The 16546-nt window shown below is 63.1% G+C and carries 15 protein-coding genes and 1 pseudogene; 9 read left to right on the top strand and 7 right to left on the bottom strand.

Annotated features, from left to right (window positions below):
• Positions 1-67: 67 nt before the first annotated feature.
• From ACLEJU_RS23260 to zur, 4 genes are all read right to left on the bottom strand, one after another.
• A complete protein-coding gene (locus tag ACLEJU_RS23260) occupies positions 68-775 on the bottom strand; it encodes a PA5502 family lipoprotein (RefSeq protein WP_435425416.1) in 708 nt (235 codons plus the stop codon).
• Positions 776-902: 127 nt separating this feature from the next.
• Positions 903-1685: a zinc ABC transporter permease subunit ZnuB gene (gene znuB, locus ACLEJU_RS23255; RefSeq protein WP_110639511.1), complete on the bottom strand. Its 783-nt coding sequence runs from the start codon at positions 1683-1685 to the stop codon at positions 903-905.
• Positions 1678-2451 carry a zinc ABC transporter ATP-binding protein ZnuC gene (gene znuC / locus ACLEJU_RS23250; protein ID WP_060483860.1) on the bottom strand — a complete coding sequence of 258 codons (774 nt, stop codon included), beginning with the start codon at positions 2449-2451 and terminating at the stop codon, positions 1678-1680. The genes znuB and znuC overlap by 8 nt, the downstream gene beginning before the upstream one ends.
• Positions 2448-2933 (bottom strand): zinc uptake transcriptional repressor Zur, encoded by a 486-nt coding sequence (gene zur, locus ACLEJU_RS23245; protein WP_027917183.1) that lies wholly within the window; start codon positions 2931-2933, stop codon positions 2448-2450. The genes znuC and zur overlap by 4 nt, the downstream gene beginning before the upstream one ends.
• Before the next feature lie 18 nt (positions 2934-2951).
• Between zur and ACLEJU_RS23240 the strand changes: the two genes are divergently transcribed.
• Positions 2952-3908 (top strand): zinc ABC transporter substrate-binding protein, encoded by a 957-nt coding sequence (locus tag ACLEJU_RS23240; RefSeq protein WP_435425417.1) that lies wholly within the window; start codon positions 2952-2954, stop codon positions 3906-3908.
• 152 nt (positions 3909-4060) lie between these two features.
• Here the strand turns inward: ACLEJU_RS23240 and ACLEJU_RS23235 are convergent, their stop codons facing one another.
• The gene (locus tag ACLEJU_RS23235) at positions 4061-5011 is read right to left on the bottom strand and encodes a homoserine kinase (protein ID WP_435424057.1); all 951 of its coding nucleotides are present in this window, start codon (positions 5009-5011) and stop codon (positions 4061-4063) included.
• Positions 5012-5082: 71 nt separating this feature from the next.
• Positions 5083-5370: a DUF2782 domain-containing protein gene (locus ACLEJU_RS23230; RefSeq protein ID WP_435424056.1), complete on the bottom strand. Its 288-nt coding sequence runs from the start codon at positions 5368-5370 to the stop codon at positions 5083-5085.
• A gap of 74 nt (positions 5371-5444) precedes the next feature.
• Between ACLEJU_RS23230 and polA the strand changes: the two genes are divergently transcribed.
• Positions 5445-8192: a DNA polymerase I gene (gene polA / locus ACLEJU_RS23225; RefSeq protein WP_435424055.1), complete on the top strand. Its 2748-nt coding sequence runs from the start codon at positions 5445-5447 to the stop codon at positions 8190-8192.
• A gap of 334 nt (positions 8193-8526) precedes the next feature.
• On the opposite strand, the gene yihA is transcribed toward polA, so the two are convergent.
• On the bottom strand, positions 8527-9159 hold the full coding sequence (gene yihA / locus ACLEJU_RS23220) for a ribosome biogenesis GTP-binding protein YihA/YsxC (protein WP_435424054.1): 633 nt from the start codon (positions 9157-9159) through the stop codon (positions 8527-8529).
• 193 nt (positions 9160-9352) lie between these two features.
• Between yihA and ACLEJU_RS23215 the strand changes: the two genes are divergently transcribed.
• The 7 genes and pseudogenes from ACLEJU_RS23215 (at position 9353) to ACLEJU_RS23185 (ending at position 16543) form a co-directional block, all read left to right on the top strand.
• Positions 9353-9655: a c-type cytochrome gene (locus tag ACLEJU_RS23215; RefSeq protein ID WP_110639517.1), complete on the top strand. Its 303-nt coding sequence runs from the start codon at positions 9353-9355 to the stop codon at positions 9653-9655.
• A 31-nt stretch (positions 9656-9686) separates the two neighbouring features.
• The gene (locus tag ACLEJU_RS23210) at positions 9687-10304 is read left to right on the top strand and encodes a c-type cytochrome (RefSeq protein WP_079230207.1); all 618 of its coding nucleotides are present in this window, start codon (positions 9687-9689) and stop codon (positions 10302-10304) included.
• A 153-nt stretch (positions 10305-10457) separates the two neighbouring features.
• Entirely contained in the window at positions 10458-11093 is a 636-nt protein-coding gene (dsbA, locus tag ACLEJU_RS23205; protein ID WP_283723539.1) for a thiol:disulfide interchange protein DsbA, read from the top strand.
• A 34-nt stretch (positions 11094-11127) separates the two neighbouring features.
• A pseudogene (locus tag ACLEJU_RS23200) lies at positions 11128-11960 on the top strand (endonuclease/exonuclease/phosphatase family protein).
• A 98-nt stretch (positions 11961-12058) separates the two neighbouring features.
• Entirely contained in the window at positions 12059-14005 is a 1947-nt protein-coding gene (locus tag ACLEJU_RS23195; protein WP_435424053.1) for a diguanylate cyclase, read from the top strand.
• Between the two features lie 59 nt (positions 14006-14064).
• The gene (locus ACLEJU_RS23190) at positions 14065-14841 is read left to right on the top strand and encodes an N-acetylmuramoyl-L-alanine amidase (RefSeq protein ID WP_435424052.1); all 777 of its coding nucleotides are present in this window, start codon (positions 14065-14067) and stop codon (positions 14839-14841) included.
• Positions 14842-14923: 82 nt separating this feature from the next.
• Positions 14924-16543, top strand: coding sequence for an EAL domain-containing protein (locus ACLEJU_RS23185; protein ID WP_159412628.1), 1620 nt, complete (start codon positions 14924-14926; stop codon positions 16541-16543).
• Positions 16544-16546 lie beyond the last annotated feature (3 nt).

Below are 16546 nucleotides of genomic sequence, written 5' to 3'. Positions count from 1 at the left end.
CCACAGGTTCTATGCAAGCCTCGAGGCTGGCGCTGTACCTGTGGGAGCGGGCTTGGCCGCGAAGCATTCAACGCTGATGCGGGATCAGTACCACCTGCGCCGGCATCGACCGCTGAATCTCATGCTTCTGCTTCAGCTGGAACCCGCTGTCGAGCTTATGCACGCGCTTCTCCAGCAGATTCTTCAGCCAAGGTGCATCCTGAGTACGCGGCACCTGGAACACCACGTCACACTGGTAATTGACCACGTCCTTGGCAATCTCATCGAGCTGGCGACGCATCGCCCGGATGTCGGTGGTCTTCAGCGCAATCACCGTGCTCGGCGCCGTCGGGTCGATCACCCGCGCCTGGGGCTTGGCCTCAGCTGCCTTCAAGGCCGCTTCGGCCTTCTCCAGCTCGGCTTTGCGTGCCTGGGTCACGGCATCGCCGCCAGTTACGGCCGGTGCCTGCGGCATCAGCGCCCGGGCCCGGGCCAGCGCGGTGGCAGCAGCATTGACGTCGCCTTTCTGCAGCACGACCTGGCTGCGCTTCAAGTAGGCCTCGGCCAGCTGGCGCTGGTTTTGCTCCAGACGCGCGTCATCTGGCGACTGCGCCTGCAGGGCAGCCAGCTGGTCTTCGGCGGTGGCCAGCTCGTTGCTGGCGATACTCTGTTGCAGCTGCTGCCAGGCATCGGCTTGGGCAGGTGCATCGGCCTGCTCGACCGGCGCGCTGGAGCACGCAGCCAGGAACAGGGAAAACGCGGCAACAAGCAGATAACGGGATGCGAACGGCTTCATTCCTGCGACTCTCTATTTGCGCAAAAAGCGAGCAAGTCTACACCCAGGTGCGCACGCTCGAAAATAAGTCTTACAGACCCTTTACCGGTGAAAAGGTTGCAGGGTGCAACTCTGTGCACCCCGGTTTTCAGCGTTTTGGTAGGGCCAGGCTCAGCAAGAATAGCACCGCCGCGCAGACCACGATCGATGGCCCGGCCGGGGTGTCCTTGAACCAGGACATGGCCAGGCCGCCGCATACGGCGGTAATGCCGAGCAGGCTGGCGCCCAGTGCCATCTGCTCTGGCGAGCGGGCGTGGCGCTGTGCCGCAGCGGCGGGAATGATCAGCAGCGAGGTTATCAGTAGCACGCCGACGATCTTCATGGCCACGGCAATGACCACGGCAATCAGCAGCATCAGCGCCATGCGCAGGCCCGCTACCGGCAGGCCTTCGACCATGGCCAGTTCTTCGTGCACGGTGATGGCCAGCAATGGCCGCCACAGCGCGGCGAGCAGCAGCAGGACCAACGCGCTGCCGCCCAGGATCCACGCCAGGTCGGTGGTGCTGATGGCCAGCAGGTCGCCGAACAGGTAGGCCATCAGGTCGATGCGCACATCATGCATGAAGCTCAGTACCACCAGGCCCAGCGACAGGGTGCTGGGGGCGAGGATGCCGAGCAGGGTATCGGAGGCCAGTGGTTGGCGTTGCTGCAAGGTCACCAGCAGAATTGCCAGCAGCAGGCAGCCCACGGTCACTGCCAGGGCTGGGCTGACATCGAGCACGAAGCCCATCGCCACGCCGAGCAGCGCGGCGTGGGACAAGGTATCGCCGAAATACGCCATGCGCCGCCACACCACGAACGAGCCGAGCGGACCCGCTACCACTGCCAGGGAAAGTCCCGCAAGCAAGGCGTAAAGAAGAAAATCAGCCATGCTTGCAGTGCTCTCCGTGAACATGGGCGCCAGGGGCGACGACCGAGCCGTGCAGGTCGTGGCTGTGGTCGTGATGGTGGTGATATACAGCCAGGCTCGGGGCGTTCTGGCCAAACAGCTCGACAAAGGCCGGGTCGTTGCTGACTTGCTCGGGGTGGCCCGAGCAGCACACGTGGCGGTTCAGGCAGACCACCTGGTCGGTGGCGCTCATCACCAGGTGCAGGTCGTGGGAGACCATCAGCACGCCGCACCCGTGGCGGTCGCGCAGGCGGGTGATCAGGTTGTACAGCTCGGTCTGGCCGACCACGTCGACACCTTGAACCGGCTCGTCGAGCACCAGCAGCTGCGGCTCGCGCAGCAGCGCACGGGCCAGCAGCACGCGCTGCATCTCGCCACCGGAAATGGTCTGGATCGGGCTGTCGATGACTTGTTCGGCACCCACTTCCTGCAGTGCCGACAAGGCAGCTGCGCGATCTACCCCGGGCACCAAACGCAAGAAGCGCAGTACGGACAGCGGCAGCGTGGCGTCCACCTGAATCTTTTGCGGCATGTAGCCGATACGCAGCTTCGGCTTGCGCCAGACCTTGCCACGGTGTGGCTTGAGCAGCCCGAGCACGGCGCGCACCAGGGTGGTCTTGCCGGCACCGTTGGGGCCGATCAGGGTGACGATCTGGCCGGGTGCCACCGACAAGTCGATGCTGTCGAGCACCGCTTCGCCACCAAAGCTGACACCGACCTGCTCGAGGCGGATCAGGGCGTCGCTCATGCTGCGCTCCGGCAGTTGGCGCACAGGCCGACGATTTCCACCGTCTGGGTTTCGACGCTGAAGCCCACGCCCTTGGCGCTGTTGATGATGGCATCGCTGATGCTGTCCTGCTCCAGCTCGATGGCCACGTGGCATACGCGGCAGATCAGGAACTGGCCCTGGTGCGCGTGCTCCGGGTGGCTGCAGCCGATGAAGGCGTTGAGCGAGGCAATGCGGTGTACCAGGCCGTTTTCCAGCAGGAAGTCCAAGGCGCGGTACACGGTGGGTGGTGCTGCGCGGCGGCCGTCCTGTTCGCTGAGCACGGCAAGGATGTCGTAGGCGCCCAGCGGCTTGTGACTCTGCCACACCAGCTCCAGCACACGCCGGCGCAGTGCGGTCAGGCGCAGGCCCTGGCGCGTGCACAAGGCATCGGCTTCGGACAAGGCGCTGTGCACGCAATGGGAATGATCGTGGGGACGGTGAGCCAGCGGCGTGATGGACATGGGCAGCGACGGTTCTGGATGGAGACGTTATTATGTTACCTGTTTCTGACGAGTCGAGTATTCATCGTGTCCCGATTCCTTGTGCTATTTGTCGCTTTCATCGCCTGTTCGGCGCAGGCCGACGTGCGTGTGCTGACCAGTATCAAACCCCTGCAGCAGATTGCCGCCGCCGTGCAGGATGGCGTGGGCAAACCGGACGTGCTGCTGCCGCCGGGCGCTTCGCCGCACCACTACGCCCTGCGCCCGTCCGACGTGCGCAAGGTCGGCGACGCCGACCTGCTGTACTGGATCGGCCCGGACATGGAGAACTTCCTGCCGCGGGTGCTCGCCAGCCGCAGCAAACCGACGGTGGCCGTACAGTCGCTTTCAGGCATGAAATTGCGCCACTTTGGTGAGGACAGCCATTCCCATGAAGAGGCGGACCACGACGACCATGACCACGATCACCGCCCGGGCAGCCTGGATGCGCACCTGTGGCTGTCGTCAGTCAATGCCCGGGTGATCGCGGCGAAGATGGCGGCTGACCTGGCAACGGCCGACCCGGCCAATGCGCCGCGCTACCAGAGCAACCTGAAAGCCTTCAGCGAGCGTCTGGATGGTATGGATGCGCGGATCAAGGCGCGAGTTGCCGGGATCGCCGGTAAGCCCTACTTCGTGTTCCACGAGGCGTTCGACTACTTCGAGTCGGCCTACGGCCTGCAGCACACTGGCGTGTTCAGTGTGGCGTCCGAGGTGCAGCCGGGGGCGCAGCATGTGGCCGCGATGCGCAAGCGCTTGCAGGAAGTGGGCAAGACCTGTGTGTTCAGCGAGCCACCGCTGCGCCCGCGCCTGGCCGAGACACTGACGGCCGGGCTGCCGGTGCGCTTGGCGGAGCTGGATGCCCTGGGTGGTACTGACCCGGTGGATGCCAAGGGCTACGAGCGTTTGCTCGAGAAGCTCGGTGGTGACCTCGCAGGCTGCCTGGAGCAACTCTAAGGCGAGGCACGGCCCTTGTAGGAGCGGCCTTGTGTCGCGAAAGGGCCGCGTAGCGGCCCCAGGTTTCGAGCGTCAAGGCATAGATTGCTGGGGCTGCTTTGCAGCCCCTTCCCGACACAAGGCCGCTCCTACAAAAGCGACCGCAGCTGGGTTCAGAGAGCGAACGGCAGGTGCAAGGCCACCTGCTGGCGCTGCGCCAGGCGCACCTCGAACTCGCTCGGGTCATGGATCATCACATCCATCCCGGCAAATGATTCTGCGGCAATCAGGCGCGACAGCCAGAAGCGCACGCAGCCTACCCGCAACATCTCCGGCCACAGCTCGGCTTCGGCAGCGGTAAACGGCCGCAGAGCCGCATAGGCCCCCAGCAGTGCCTGTGCGCGCGGCACATCGATCGCACCGTGGTCATCCAGGCACCAGTCGTTCACGGTGATGGCGATGTCATACAGCATCGGCCCGGAACAAGCGTTGTAGAAGTCGATGACACCGGTCAGGTGGGTGCCTTCGAACATCACGTTGTCGCGGAACAGGTCGGCGTGCAGGTTGGCACGCGGCAAGGCCAGGATCTGCGCCTTGTGCGCGGTGATTTCGTCCAGCGCCGGTTGCAGCAGCCCAGCCTGCTCAGGGCTCAGGCGCGGCAGCATTTCGGCACCCGATGCCAGCATCCAGTCCAGGCCACGGTCGGTGCGGCGCTCGATGATGCGTTCGCGGGTGGCCAGGTGAATGTACGCCAGCAGCTCGCCCACCTGGGCGCAGTGCTGGGGGTTCGGCGCCTTGATGTGCTTGCCCGACAGCCTCGGCTGCAGCAAGGCCGGCTTGCCGCACAGCTCGCGCAGGGCATTGCCGTCACGATCACGCAGGGCGTAGGGCACCGGCATGTTGGCGTCGTGCAGCACGTCAAGCAGGTCGATGAAGAACGGCATGTCCTCGACCGGCCCGCGCTCGACCAGCGTCAAGACGAACTCACCCTGTTCGAGGCTGACGAAGAAGTTGCTGTTTTCGGTACCGGCGGCAATGCCCTGGAAGTCGAGCAGACGGCCCAGCTCGTACGGCGCCAGAAAGGTTTCCAGCTCAGGCCGGGTCACGGGGGTGAAGACTGACATGATGAAAAAATGCCCATACGGGCACTTCCGCCGGGAAGTGCCGGGTTGATGTGAACGGTGCGCGCGTCAGATTACCACTCGAAGATCTTCCAGGACGGTATCAACATGTCCGGCTGGTCGGATCGAATGAAATTGCCATCTGAGCCATCGGCGCGGACCAGGAAATACGGCTTGCCGTTTTTCGGCGTGATCTTGATCGCATACAGGAAGCCGTTTTGCCGGTATTCCTGGATGGTTTTATCGCCTTCCGTGCGAATGGTGACATCGGGATCTGCCGATGGCGCCTCGTCCGCCGCGAGGGTGACGACCGGCATGGTTGCCAGCAGGCCCAGCAGTAACAAGCGATTGAGTGTACGCATGATAACCTAGTCCCTTTGTCGTCATTGATCCGGCTATTCTAGCTCCGGACCCGCCGAAAAGGTTGATTCTGCTCATGAGCCAAGCGCCTCTCGTCCTGGTGGACGGTTCCTCCTACCTCTACCGCGCCTTCCATGCGCTGCCGCCGCTGACCACGTCCAAGGGCATGCCGACCGGCGCGGTCAAGGGTGTGCTGAACATGCTCAAGAGCCTGCGCAAGCAATACCCCGACAGCCTGTTCGCGGTGGTCTTCGACGCCAAGGGCGGGACCTTCCGCGACGCGATGTTCGCCGAATACAAGGCCAACCGCCCGAGCATGCCCGATGACCTGCGCGTGCAGGTCGAGCCGCTGCACGCCAGCGTCCGGGCGCTGGGCTACCCCTTGCTGTGCGTTGAAGGCGTCGAGGCCGATGACGTGATCGGCACCCTCGCCCGCAGCAGCGCGACCCAGGGCCGGCCGGTGATCATCTCGACCGGCGACAAGGACATGGCGCAGCTGGTGGACGGCCACGTGACCTTGGTCAACACCATGACCGGCAGTGTGCTGGACGTGGCCGGCGTGCACGAAAAATTCGGCGTTGGCCCTGAACACATCATCGACTTCCTCGCCCTGATGGGTGACAAGGTCGACAATATCCCGGGCGTGCCTGGCGTTGGCGAGAAAACCGCAGTTGGCCTGCTGACCGGAATCGGCGGCGGCCTCAGCGACCTGTACGCCAACCTCGACAAGGTGCCGACCCTGGCCATCCGCGGGGCCAAGACCCTGCCGGCGAAGCTCGAAGAGCACCGCGACGCGGCGTTCCTGTCTTACGAACTGGCCACCATCAAGTGCGACGTGCCGCTGGATGTCGAGGTCGAGGCGCTGGTTTGCGGCGAGCCAGACCGCGAGGCGCTGCTGGCGCTGTACACCGAAATGGAATTCAAGAGCTGGATTGCCGATGTGCAGCGCGATGCCACTAGGGCCGGCGATGTCGCCCCCGTGGTCGAAGCGCCGGCCGCCAAGGTCGAGCCCAAGTACGAGACCATCCTTGACCAGGCGCGCTTCGACGCCTGGCTGGAGAAGCTGCGCCAGGCGCCGCTGTTCGCCTTCGACACCGAGACCACCAGCCTGGACGCCCAACAGGCACAGCTGGTGGGCCTGTCGTTCGCCGTCGAGCCCCATGAAGCGGCCTATGTGCCCCTGGCCCACGACTACGAGGGCGCCCCGGCCCAGCTGGACCGCGAGGCTGTGCTGCTGGCGCTGAAGCCGCTGCTGGAAGACCCGGCCAAGGCCAAGGTCGGGCAGAACGCCAAGTACGACATCAACATCCTCGCCAACAACTCGCCCGCCATCGAGATGCGGGGCGTGGCCTACGACACCATGCTCGAGTCGTACGTGCTCAATTCCACCGCCACCCGTCATGACATGGACAGCCTGGCGCTGAAGTACCTCGACCACACCACCATTGCGTTCGAGGACATCGCCGGCAAGGGTGCCAAGCAGCTGACCTTCAACCAGATCGACCTGGACAAGGCCGGCCCTTATGCCGCCGAGGACGCCGACATCACCCTGCGCCTGCACCACGCGCTGCAGGCGCGTCTGGCGCAGACACCGAGCGTGCAGCCAGTACTGATGGGCATCGAGATGCCGCTGGTGCCGGTGCTGGCCAAGATCGAGCGCCAGGGTGCGCTGGTCGATGCCGCGTTGCTGCAGGTGCAAAGTGGTGAGCTGGGCGTGAAGATGGCCGAACTGGAGCAGCGTGCCTACGCGCTGGCCGGTGAAGAGTTCAACCTCGGTTCGCCCAAGCAACTGGGGGCGATCCTCTATGACAAGCTGGGCATGCCGGTACTGAGCAAGACCGCCAAGGGCCAGCCCTCCACCGCCGAAGCGGTGCTCGACGAACTTGCCGAGCAGGGTTACCCGCTGCCCGAGGTGCTGATGCAGTACCGCAGCCTGAGCAAGCTCAAGAGCACCTACACCGACAAGCTGCCAGGGCAGATCAACCCGCGTACCGGGCGGATCCACACGTCCTACCAGCAGGCCGTGGCCGCCACCGGGCGCCTGTCGTCCAGCGACCCGAACTTGCAGAACATCCCGATTCGCACCGCCGAGGGTCGGCGCATTCGCCAGGCCTTCATTGCCAGCCCCGGCTACAAGCTGCTGGCGGCGGACTATTCGCAGATCGAACTGCGCATCATGGCCCATTTGGCCAAGGACGAAGGCCTGCTGCATGCCTTCCGCAACAACCTGGACGTGCACCGCGCGACGGCAGCGGAAGTGTTCAGCGTGGCGCTGGAAGACGTCACCACCGACCAGCGCCGCAGCGCCAAGGCAATCAACTTCGGCCTGATCTACGGCATGAGTGCGTTCGGCCTGGCCAAGCAGATTGGCGTCGACCGCAAGCAGTCGCAGGATTACATCGACCGTTACTTCGCCCGTTACCCGGGCGTGCTGGCCTACATGGAACGCACCCGCGCCCAGGCAGCCGAGCAAGGCTTCGTTGAAACCCTGTTCGGCCGCCGCCTCTACCTGCCAGACATCAACGCCAAGAACCCGGCACTACGCAAGGGCGCCGAGCGCACGGCGATCAACGCGCCGATGCAGGGCACCGCCGCCGACATCATCAAGCGCGCCATGGTCAACGTCGACAACTGGCTGAGCGAGAGCGGCCTGGATGCACGGGTGATCCTGCAGGTGCACGACGAACTGGTGCTGGAAGTACGTGAAGACCTGGTGGACCATGTGAAAGATGAAATCCGCACCCAGATGAGCCGCGCCGCGCAACTGGATGTTCCGCTGGTGGTCGAAGCAGGTGTTGGTTCGAATTGGGACGAAGCTCACTGATTGAGCTGGGAAAGGTGTGTAGGATCTGCGGCGTAGTCACGCGGATCCTGGCATGGCTCGATGCCATTAGTTCGGGAGTTTCATGAAACTATCGCAAATAGTTTTGAGGGCTCCGGAACTAAACCGGTGAAGCGGGACTCAGAGTAACTGAATGGCTGGTGAAGCCTTTCGATGCTCCTATGTTGTGTTAAGTGTTGGCAGATACCTGGACCCCGCCCTAGCGGTCCAGACTTGAACCCCGAACTTCCCCCTCCCCATACGAAGTCCGGGGTTTTTTTTGCCCGCAATTCAGGTATCGGCCCCTGTGGACAGCCCACAGGGACCGGATTACGGGTCAAGCTACCGGCTTGTCTTCCAGCTCCATCCAGCCCGCCAGCACCCGGTAGGCCTCTTCCAGGCCCAGACGCTTGGGCGCCGAGAACAGCTGGATGGTCGCCGCGTCACCCCACCCCTTGCGAATCTCCGACTGCACCTTGAGCAAGGTGTTCTTGCCCGCACCGTGGGTCAGCTTGTCGGCCTTGGTCAGCAGGATATGCATCGGCATGCCGCTGGCCTTGGCCCAGTCGAGCATCATCTTGTCGAAGTCGGTCATCGGGTGACGCACATCCATCATCAAAATGATGCCTTTCAGGCAATCACGGCTGCCCAGGTAGGCCTCCAGGTGCTTCTGCCAGTGTTGCTTGAGCGGAATCGGGACTTTTGCATATCCGTAGCCCGGCAGGTCGACCAAACGCCGTTCATCGTCCAGACTGAAGAAATTCAACAGTTGGGTGCGCCCTGGGGTTTTCGAGGTACGCGCCAGGCTGGCATGAGTCAGGGTATTGAGGGCGCTGGATTTGCCGGCGTTGGAACGGCCGGCGAAAGCCACCTCGTAACCCTGGTCGTCCGGGCATTGTTCGACCTTGGCAGCGCTGAGGGCGAATTTGGCTCTCTGGCAGAGGCCGAGGATGGGGTTATTGACTTGCATGGGATTTCCGATGTGGGTGTTGCCAAAGCCTAGGCCGGCAAGCGGTGTCGTTTCCGTTTGGATGGCGGAAGTATATAATGCCCCAGTTTTTGTGTGCTCATTCTCCCAGCGAAGGGGAATGTGCATGGGGTGTCGAACAATAGCTCGCGCATCAGAACGCAGCGCGTCCCCCAACCCTGTCAGGTCGTTTCGCATGGCGAAATGGTTGCTAGCTGTCGGTATGTTCCTGCCGTTTTACAGCGCACAGGCTACACAGGATCCCGAGGCGTTGTACAACCGCACGTGTGCGGCCTGTCACGCCGGGCAGTTGCCACAGGCACCCAAGAAGGGTGACCCGGCAGCTTGGGAGCCAAGGCTGGCGCAAGGCATGGAGCAACTGGTGGTGCATGTTACCCAGGGTTTCAAGGCTATGCCGCCGCGTGGATTGTGCATGGACTGCAGTGCCGAGGACTACCGTTTGGTCATCCTTTGGATGAGCGGCAGTCCCGATACATAACATTTCACCCTTAGCCGTGTTGGATTAGCTGATGAACAAACTAGTCGTGAGTCTGCTGTTGACCCTGGGTGTCGCAGGTGCGGCCACTGCTGCGGAACCCATCAAAGGCGATGCCGCCGCCGGCCAGGCCAAGACAGCCGTCTGTGGTGCCTGCCACAACCCCGACGGCAACAGCCTGGCGCCGAACTTCCCGAAACTGGCCGGCCAGGGCCAGAGATATCTGGAAAAACAATTGCACGACATCAAGTCGGGCAAACGCACCGTGCTGGAAATGACCGGCATGCTGGCCAACTTCAGTGACCAGGACCTGGCCGATATCGCCGCCTGGTTCTCCAGCCAGAAAGGCAGCGTTGGTGCCGCCGATCCCAAGCTGGTCGAGCGCGGCCGCGCGCTGTTCAATGGCGGCAATCTTGAGAAAGGCATGCCTGCCTGTACCGGTTGCCACTCGCCCAACGGCGCAGGTATCGCCCTCGCCGGCTTCCCGCACCTGGGCGGCCAGCATTCGCAGTACGTGACCAAGCAGCTCACCGACTTCCGCGAAGGCAACCGCACCAACGACGGCGATGCGATGACCATGCGCACCATCGCCGGCAAGCTGAGCAACCATGAGATCGAAGCGCTGGCCAGCTACATCCAGGGCCTGCATTAACATTCGGTTAATGCTGAAACGCTAAAGATGAAAGGGCGGCGCGGACCGCCCTTTTTTCTGTCCGCAGCCGGTACACTACAGAACTCGGGCCCTTCGCCACCGGTCTCAATACTGGTCGCGTCGAGGCGACCAATGAATGCTCAGGAGTAAAGCATGCGTAAACTGATTCTCAGCGCCGCGCTGGTCGCTGCCAGCGTCTTCGGTATGACTGCCGTCCAGGCCGCAGAGCCTGCCACTGCCGGCAAGGAATACATCGAGCTGAGCAACCCTGTTCCGGTATCCCAGCCAGGCAAGATCGAAGTGGTCGAGCTGTTCTGGTACGGCTGCCCTCACTGCTATCACTTCGAGCCAACCATCAACCCATGGGTGGATAAACTGCCCAAGGACGTCAACTTCAAGCGCGTACCGGCCATGTTCGGTGGCCCATGGGACGCCCACGGCCAGATGTTCCTGACCCTCGAAGCCATGGGTGTCGAGCACAAGGTTCACGCCGCGGTGTTCGACGCCATCCAGAACCAGCGCAAGCGCCTGACCGACCCGAAAGACATGGCCGACTTCCTTGCTACCCAGGGTGTCGACAAGGACAAGTTCCTCGCCACCTTCAACTCGTTCGCCATCAAGGGTCAGGTCAACCAGGCCAAGGAACTGGCTAAGAAGTACGAAATTACCGGCGTACCGAGCATGGTGGTCAACGGCAAGTACCGCTTCGACCTGGGCACCGCCGGCGGGCCGGAAGGGGTACTGAACGTTGCTGACCAACTGATCGCCAAGGAGCGCGCCGCTAAGTAAGCGGCGTACCCCATGCGCCGCTTCAGAACCGCGCGTGGCATTGGCCTGCATCAGCCGCAGGTCAACGAGCATCACCTGCAGGCCCCTGGCCTGCCCGAGGATGGTCGTCTGCGGCTGCTCAGCTTCAACATCCAGGTGGGTATCAGCACGGAGCGCTACCGGCATTACCTGACCCGCAGCTGGCAGCACCTGCTGCCGCACACCGGGCGGGCCGGCAACCTGCAGAAAATCGGCCAGCTGCTCAATGATTTCGACCTGGTGGCCCTGCAGGAGGCCGATGGCGGCAGCCTGCGTTCAGGCTACGTCAACCAAGTGGAGCACCTGGCCCAGCTGGGCTCCTTCCCTTACTGGTACCAGCAGCTCAATCGCAACCTCGGGCGGTTTGCCCAGCACAGCAATGGCGTGCTTAGCCGCATCAAGCCACAACTGCTCGAAGATCACCCGCTGCCCGGCCCGGCCGGCCGTGGTGCGATCCTGGTGCGTTTTGGCGAGGGTGAGGATGCGCTGATCGTGGTCATGATGCACCTGGCCCTGGGTGCCAAGACTCGCGCCCTTCAACTGGGCTACATTCGCGAATTGATCGGCGGCTACCGTCACCAGGTGCTCATGGGCGATATGAACACCCACGCCACCGATCTGCTCGAGCATTCGCCCCTTCGCGATCTGGGCCTGATCGCACCGCAGGTCGAAGCCACCTTCCCCAGCTGGCGCCCGCAGCGCTGCCTGGACCACATCCTGCTCAGCCCAAGCCTGACCCTGGAGCGGGTCGAGGTGCTGGCGCAGCCGATTTCCGACCATCTTCCCGTTGCGGTAGAGATCCGATTGCCTGATGCACTGACTGTGGATACGCTGCCGGTCTTGAGCTAGATCAGCCAAAGCGCGGCAAGCCCTCAAGTGTTCGAGATGCGCGCCGACAGCGTGTAATTACACAGCCCACAGATGCATTACCCGATGCGGATCCAGGCATGACCGAAGAAGCCGAGCGCTGGAAAGAAAAATACTTAAAAAGCATCGAACAGCAGGAAAAGCTCGAACGCCGCTGGAACGCGCGCCTCGACCTGCTGCGCCGTGGCCTGGTGCGCAGCACCTTGGCGGCCGAAGGTAGCGACAAGGTTGTCGACCAGTACATGAAGGAAATGCGCGAGGTCATCCGCAGCGACAACATGGACGCCGGCCTGGCCGGGTTGATCCCGCGCCTGGAAAAGGCGGTGCTGGACTCCGAGCAGCGCCGGGAAACCCGCATGAATCAGGTCAGCGATGCCCTGAATGCACTGGTTACCCAGCTTCAAGGCTTGCCGCTGCCCGGTGAAGTTGCCCGGCCGCTGAAAAAGCTGGCGAAAAAGCTCGATGGTGGGGTCGCCCAGTCACGTGAGTTACCGCCGCTGCTGGGTGAGCTCAGTGGCCTGCAAGGTCGCGCCCTTTCATCGCTGAGCAAGTCGGATGACGAGGCCCGGCCGGGCTTACTGCAGCGCTTGTTCGGTAACCGTGACAACGAGCTTCAGCCAGAGGCCGCTCAGTCTGCGCAACCCGCACCTGAAGCTGCGCCGTCTGAAGCTCAGCCGCAGCCGGATGGGCCTGTGCTGGTGGACTTGCCGCTGCGTGATGCGGATGAGCTGCAACCTCTGGCTGGCGCCGAGTCTGCCCCGGAGGCAGAGGAAGTTGCTCATGCTGCCCAGCCGGAGTTGATTGCAGAGCCACACACCGTTGAACAACCGGGAGTAGCCCAGCCGGAAGATGAGCTGCAGGCAGATGAGGCGCCCGTCCTGCAGATGGAGCCAGAGCAGCCGACGGCCCCGGTTCCGGCCACACTCGAAGAGGTATTCGGTGAGGACGGCCCCTACTCCCTTCCCGATGCGGTGGAGCCGCCGTACAGCCAGGTCGCAGCTCACATCGAGCAGACCCTGATCGGTCTGCTTGACGACCTCAGCCTGCCGGAACGGCACAAGGCCCAGGCCCTGGAAATGCGCGAGAGGGTGGCGCGGGGGCTGAACTGGTACGAACTGATCCCGGTCCTCGATGACCTGGCCGTGCTCATGCTGGCGATTACCGATAGCGGGCAGCACGAGTTCGAGACTTACCTGCAGCAGCTCAACGAACGCCTCGACAGCTTCCAGAGCCACCTGCACGAAGCCAGCGCCGGCCATGCCGACAACAGTTCCGCCGCGCGTGAGCTGGACAGCCAGCTGCGCGAACAGGTCGATGGTCTGCAAAGCAGCGTGCAGGGCGCCGTGGATGTGGACAGCCTCAAGCACATCCTGGAAAACCGCCTCGAAACACTGCTTGGCACCATGGACGAGCACCAGCATGAGCGTGACCGCCGCGAGCAGGAGCTGGCCGGGCGCCTGCAGGGCCTGGCCGAGCGGGTCGCCAGCATGGAGCAGGAAGCGCTTGGCTATCGTGAACATCTGGAGGAACAGCGGCAGAAGGCGCTGATTGACCCGCTGACGGGCTTGCCCAATCGCGCTGCCTGGACCGAGCAAGTTGAGCGGGAAATGCTCGACTGGCAGGAAAGCGGCGGTCACCTGGCCATGGCAATCCTCGACCTGGACCACTTCAAGCGCATCAATGACAGTTACGGCCACCTGGCCGGTGACAAGGTGCTGAAGATCGTTGCCGACCAGCTGCGCAAGCGCCTGCGCGCACGTGATTTCATCGCCCGGTTCGGCGGCGAAGAGTTCGTGCTGTTGCTGCCGCAGACGTCCCCTGCAGCCGCTGCCCAGGTCGCCGAGGCGCTACGCGCGGCAATCGAGGCCTGCCCGTTCCACTTCAAGGGCGAACGCGTGGTGATCACCACCTCTATCGGATTGAGTGCCTTCCGCTCAGGCGAGCGTGGCGACCAAGTGCTGAAACGGGCTGACGCTGCACTCTATCGGGCCAAGGACTCAGGAAGAAACCGGGTGGAGCAAGGATAAGTCTGATACGTCAGTATCCGTTATCCTATTGCATTACCAACATTGCCTTGGCTTTTCCCATGAAAGCGTTGCTATCCGCATTGCTGCTTTTGACGTTGGCCGGTTGCTCGACCGGCCTGCGCATCGACCGCAACCACCCTTCGGCCAACCAGGACAACCGTATCCAGTTCGTCGTCCTGCACTACACCAACGCCTCTCTGGAGCGCTCACTCGCGTTGCTGACCCATGGTGAAGTCAGCGCCCATTACCTGATCGGCGACGGCCCAGGCACGATCTACCAGCTGGTCGACGAGAACCGTCGCGCCTGGCATGCCGGTGAGAGCCAGTGGCAGGGGCGCACCTGGCTGAATTCCAGCTCCATCGGCATCGAAATCGTCAACCCGGGGTTCGACGATACTGCTAATGGACGCGTCTGGTACCCCTACAGCGAGGCGCAGATCCAGTCGTTGATCGCTTTGCTCAAGGACATCGTCAAGCGCAATAACATCGAGCCGCGGCACATCATCGGGCACAGCGACATCGCCCCCGCGCGCAAGCTCGACCCAGGCCCGTTGTTCCCCTGGAAGCGTCTGGCGGATGCAGGCCTCGGCGTCTGGCCTGAAGCCAATGCCGTAGCGCGCCAGCTGGCCTATTTCAACGTCAACCCACCGACCATCGGCTGGTACCAGCAGGAATTGGCGCGCTTTGGTTATGCCATCGAGCAGACCGGGCAGCTGGATGTGGCCACGCGCAACGTCATCGCCGCCTTCCAGATGCACTTCCGCCCACAGCGTTTCGACGGCATGCCGGACGCGCAGACCGCAGCCATGCTATCGGTGCTCAATCGCATGCGATAGCGCGAATCGCATTCGGGCGCCAAACGGCAGAGCCGATTCTCATTCCAGTTGCTATACCTTGTTAATCAACTGGATGCTGCCCATGTCTGCCCTGATTTCTGCGTTGCGCCAATTTTTTTACCGCCCCTGGATGCTGGCCTCTCTGGCAGCGTTGGCCAGCGCAGCGGTATTGCTGACCGCCAGCATCGGCATTGCACTGCAGCAGATGAAGGAAAGTGAGAGCGCGCAGATGAACGCCCAGGGCGAACGCTTTCTCGACCGCCTGGAGCAGGTGTTCGGCCAGTTGCGCGAGGGCGTCGACGAACTGCAGGCGCAGTCGCTGCGCGGCTGCAGCCCAGCGATGATTTCGGTGTTGCAGCAGGTTGGCCTGGGTTCGCGCTTCATCTATGAAGCCGCCTATGTGGATGCCAATGTCGCCTGCTCCAACCGGGGTGGAGCCAGGGCTTTCGTGCCAACGCGTGCGCCGGATATCCAGGGCCCGACCTATAGCTACTGGCTTAATACCACCACTGAACCCAACGAAAACCTCGCTGCCTTGATGCTGGCGCGGGGTAACTTCCTGGTTTCCACCTCACGTGGGCACCTGACCGACGTGGTCGACCTGCCACCGGGCGGCAGTCTGTTGGTGGTGCTGGATAACGGCACCCGTGCAATCCCTGTGCTGGGCCCGCCCCAGGCCTGGCCACCGACCAGTGGCTGGCCACCGCCCAGCCAGAAGGCCTTGTTCGAGCTGCGCGATCGGCTGGTCTATCGCATGCCGACCAAGTCGCCGGACTACCAACTGGTGCTGATTGCACCGCGGGCCAGCCTGCCCTTGCGCATGAACGGCATGCTTTGGCTGCTGTTCCCAGGCAGTGTGCTGGCGGCCTGCTGCATCGGTTGGCTGGTGCTGCAGCTGATCCTGCAGCGGCGTTCGATGAGTTCTGAACTGCAGAATGCCCTGCGCCGGGGCGAGTTGCAGGTGCTGTATCAACCGATCATCGAGCTCGACAGCCGTCGCTGTGTAGGTGCCGAGGCCCTGGTGCGCTGGCGCCGCCCGGATGGCTCGCTGACCAGCCCGGACCTGTTCATTCCACTGGCGGAAAACACCGGGCAGATCCGCCAGATCACCGATTTCGTGCTGCAGCGCGTGCTTGAGCAGCTTGGCCAGCTGCTGCGCTCACATCGCAATCTTTATATCTCGGTGAACCTGGCGGCCTGCGATGTGATGGTGCCGCGCATTGGCCGGGTGGCAGCGCGGCTTCTGGCGCTTCACCGCGTCGCTGCCAGCCAGATTGCCTTTGAAGTCACCGAACGCGGGCTGATCGACGTGGTGGTGGCGCGGGATAACCTGCAAGCCCTGCGTGCGGTCGGGCACCAGGTGCTGATCGACGATTTCGGCACGGGCTATTGCAGCCTGGCCTACCTGCAGACCTTGCCGGTGGACTGCCTGAAGATCGACAAGGCGTTCATCGACGCTCTGGGGCACGACGCCGCCAGCAGCGGAGTGGCGCCGCACATCATTCGCATGGCCCATGACCTGCACCTGCGGGTGATTGCCGAAGGCATCGAGTGCGAGGCGCAGGCGGTGCTGCTCAACAGCGAGGGCGTGAATTATGGGCAGGGCTGGCTATTTGCCCATCCGCTCAATGCCCGGCAGTTCGCCGAGCTGGTAACCCGTGGCCGGCAACCACGGAGGGCGCGGATCGATGATGAGCCGTGAGCA

The sequence above is a fragment of the Pseudomonas sp. SMN11 genome (genome assembly GCF_052041945.1).
Classification (GTDB): domain Bacteria; phylum Pseudomonadota; class Gammaproteobacteria; order Pseudomonadales; family Pseudomonadaceae; genus Aquipseudomonas.
This window is presented reverse-complemented; position numbering and strand designations above follow the sequence as displayed.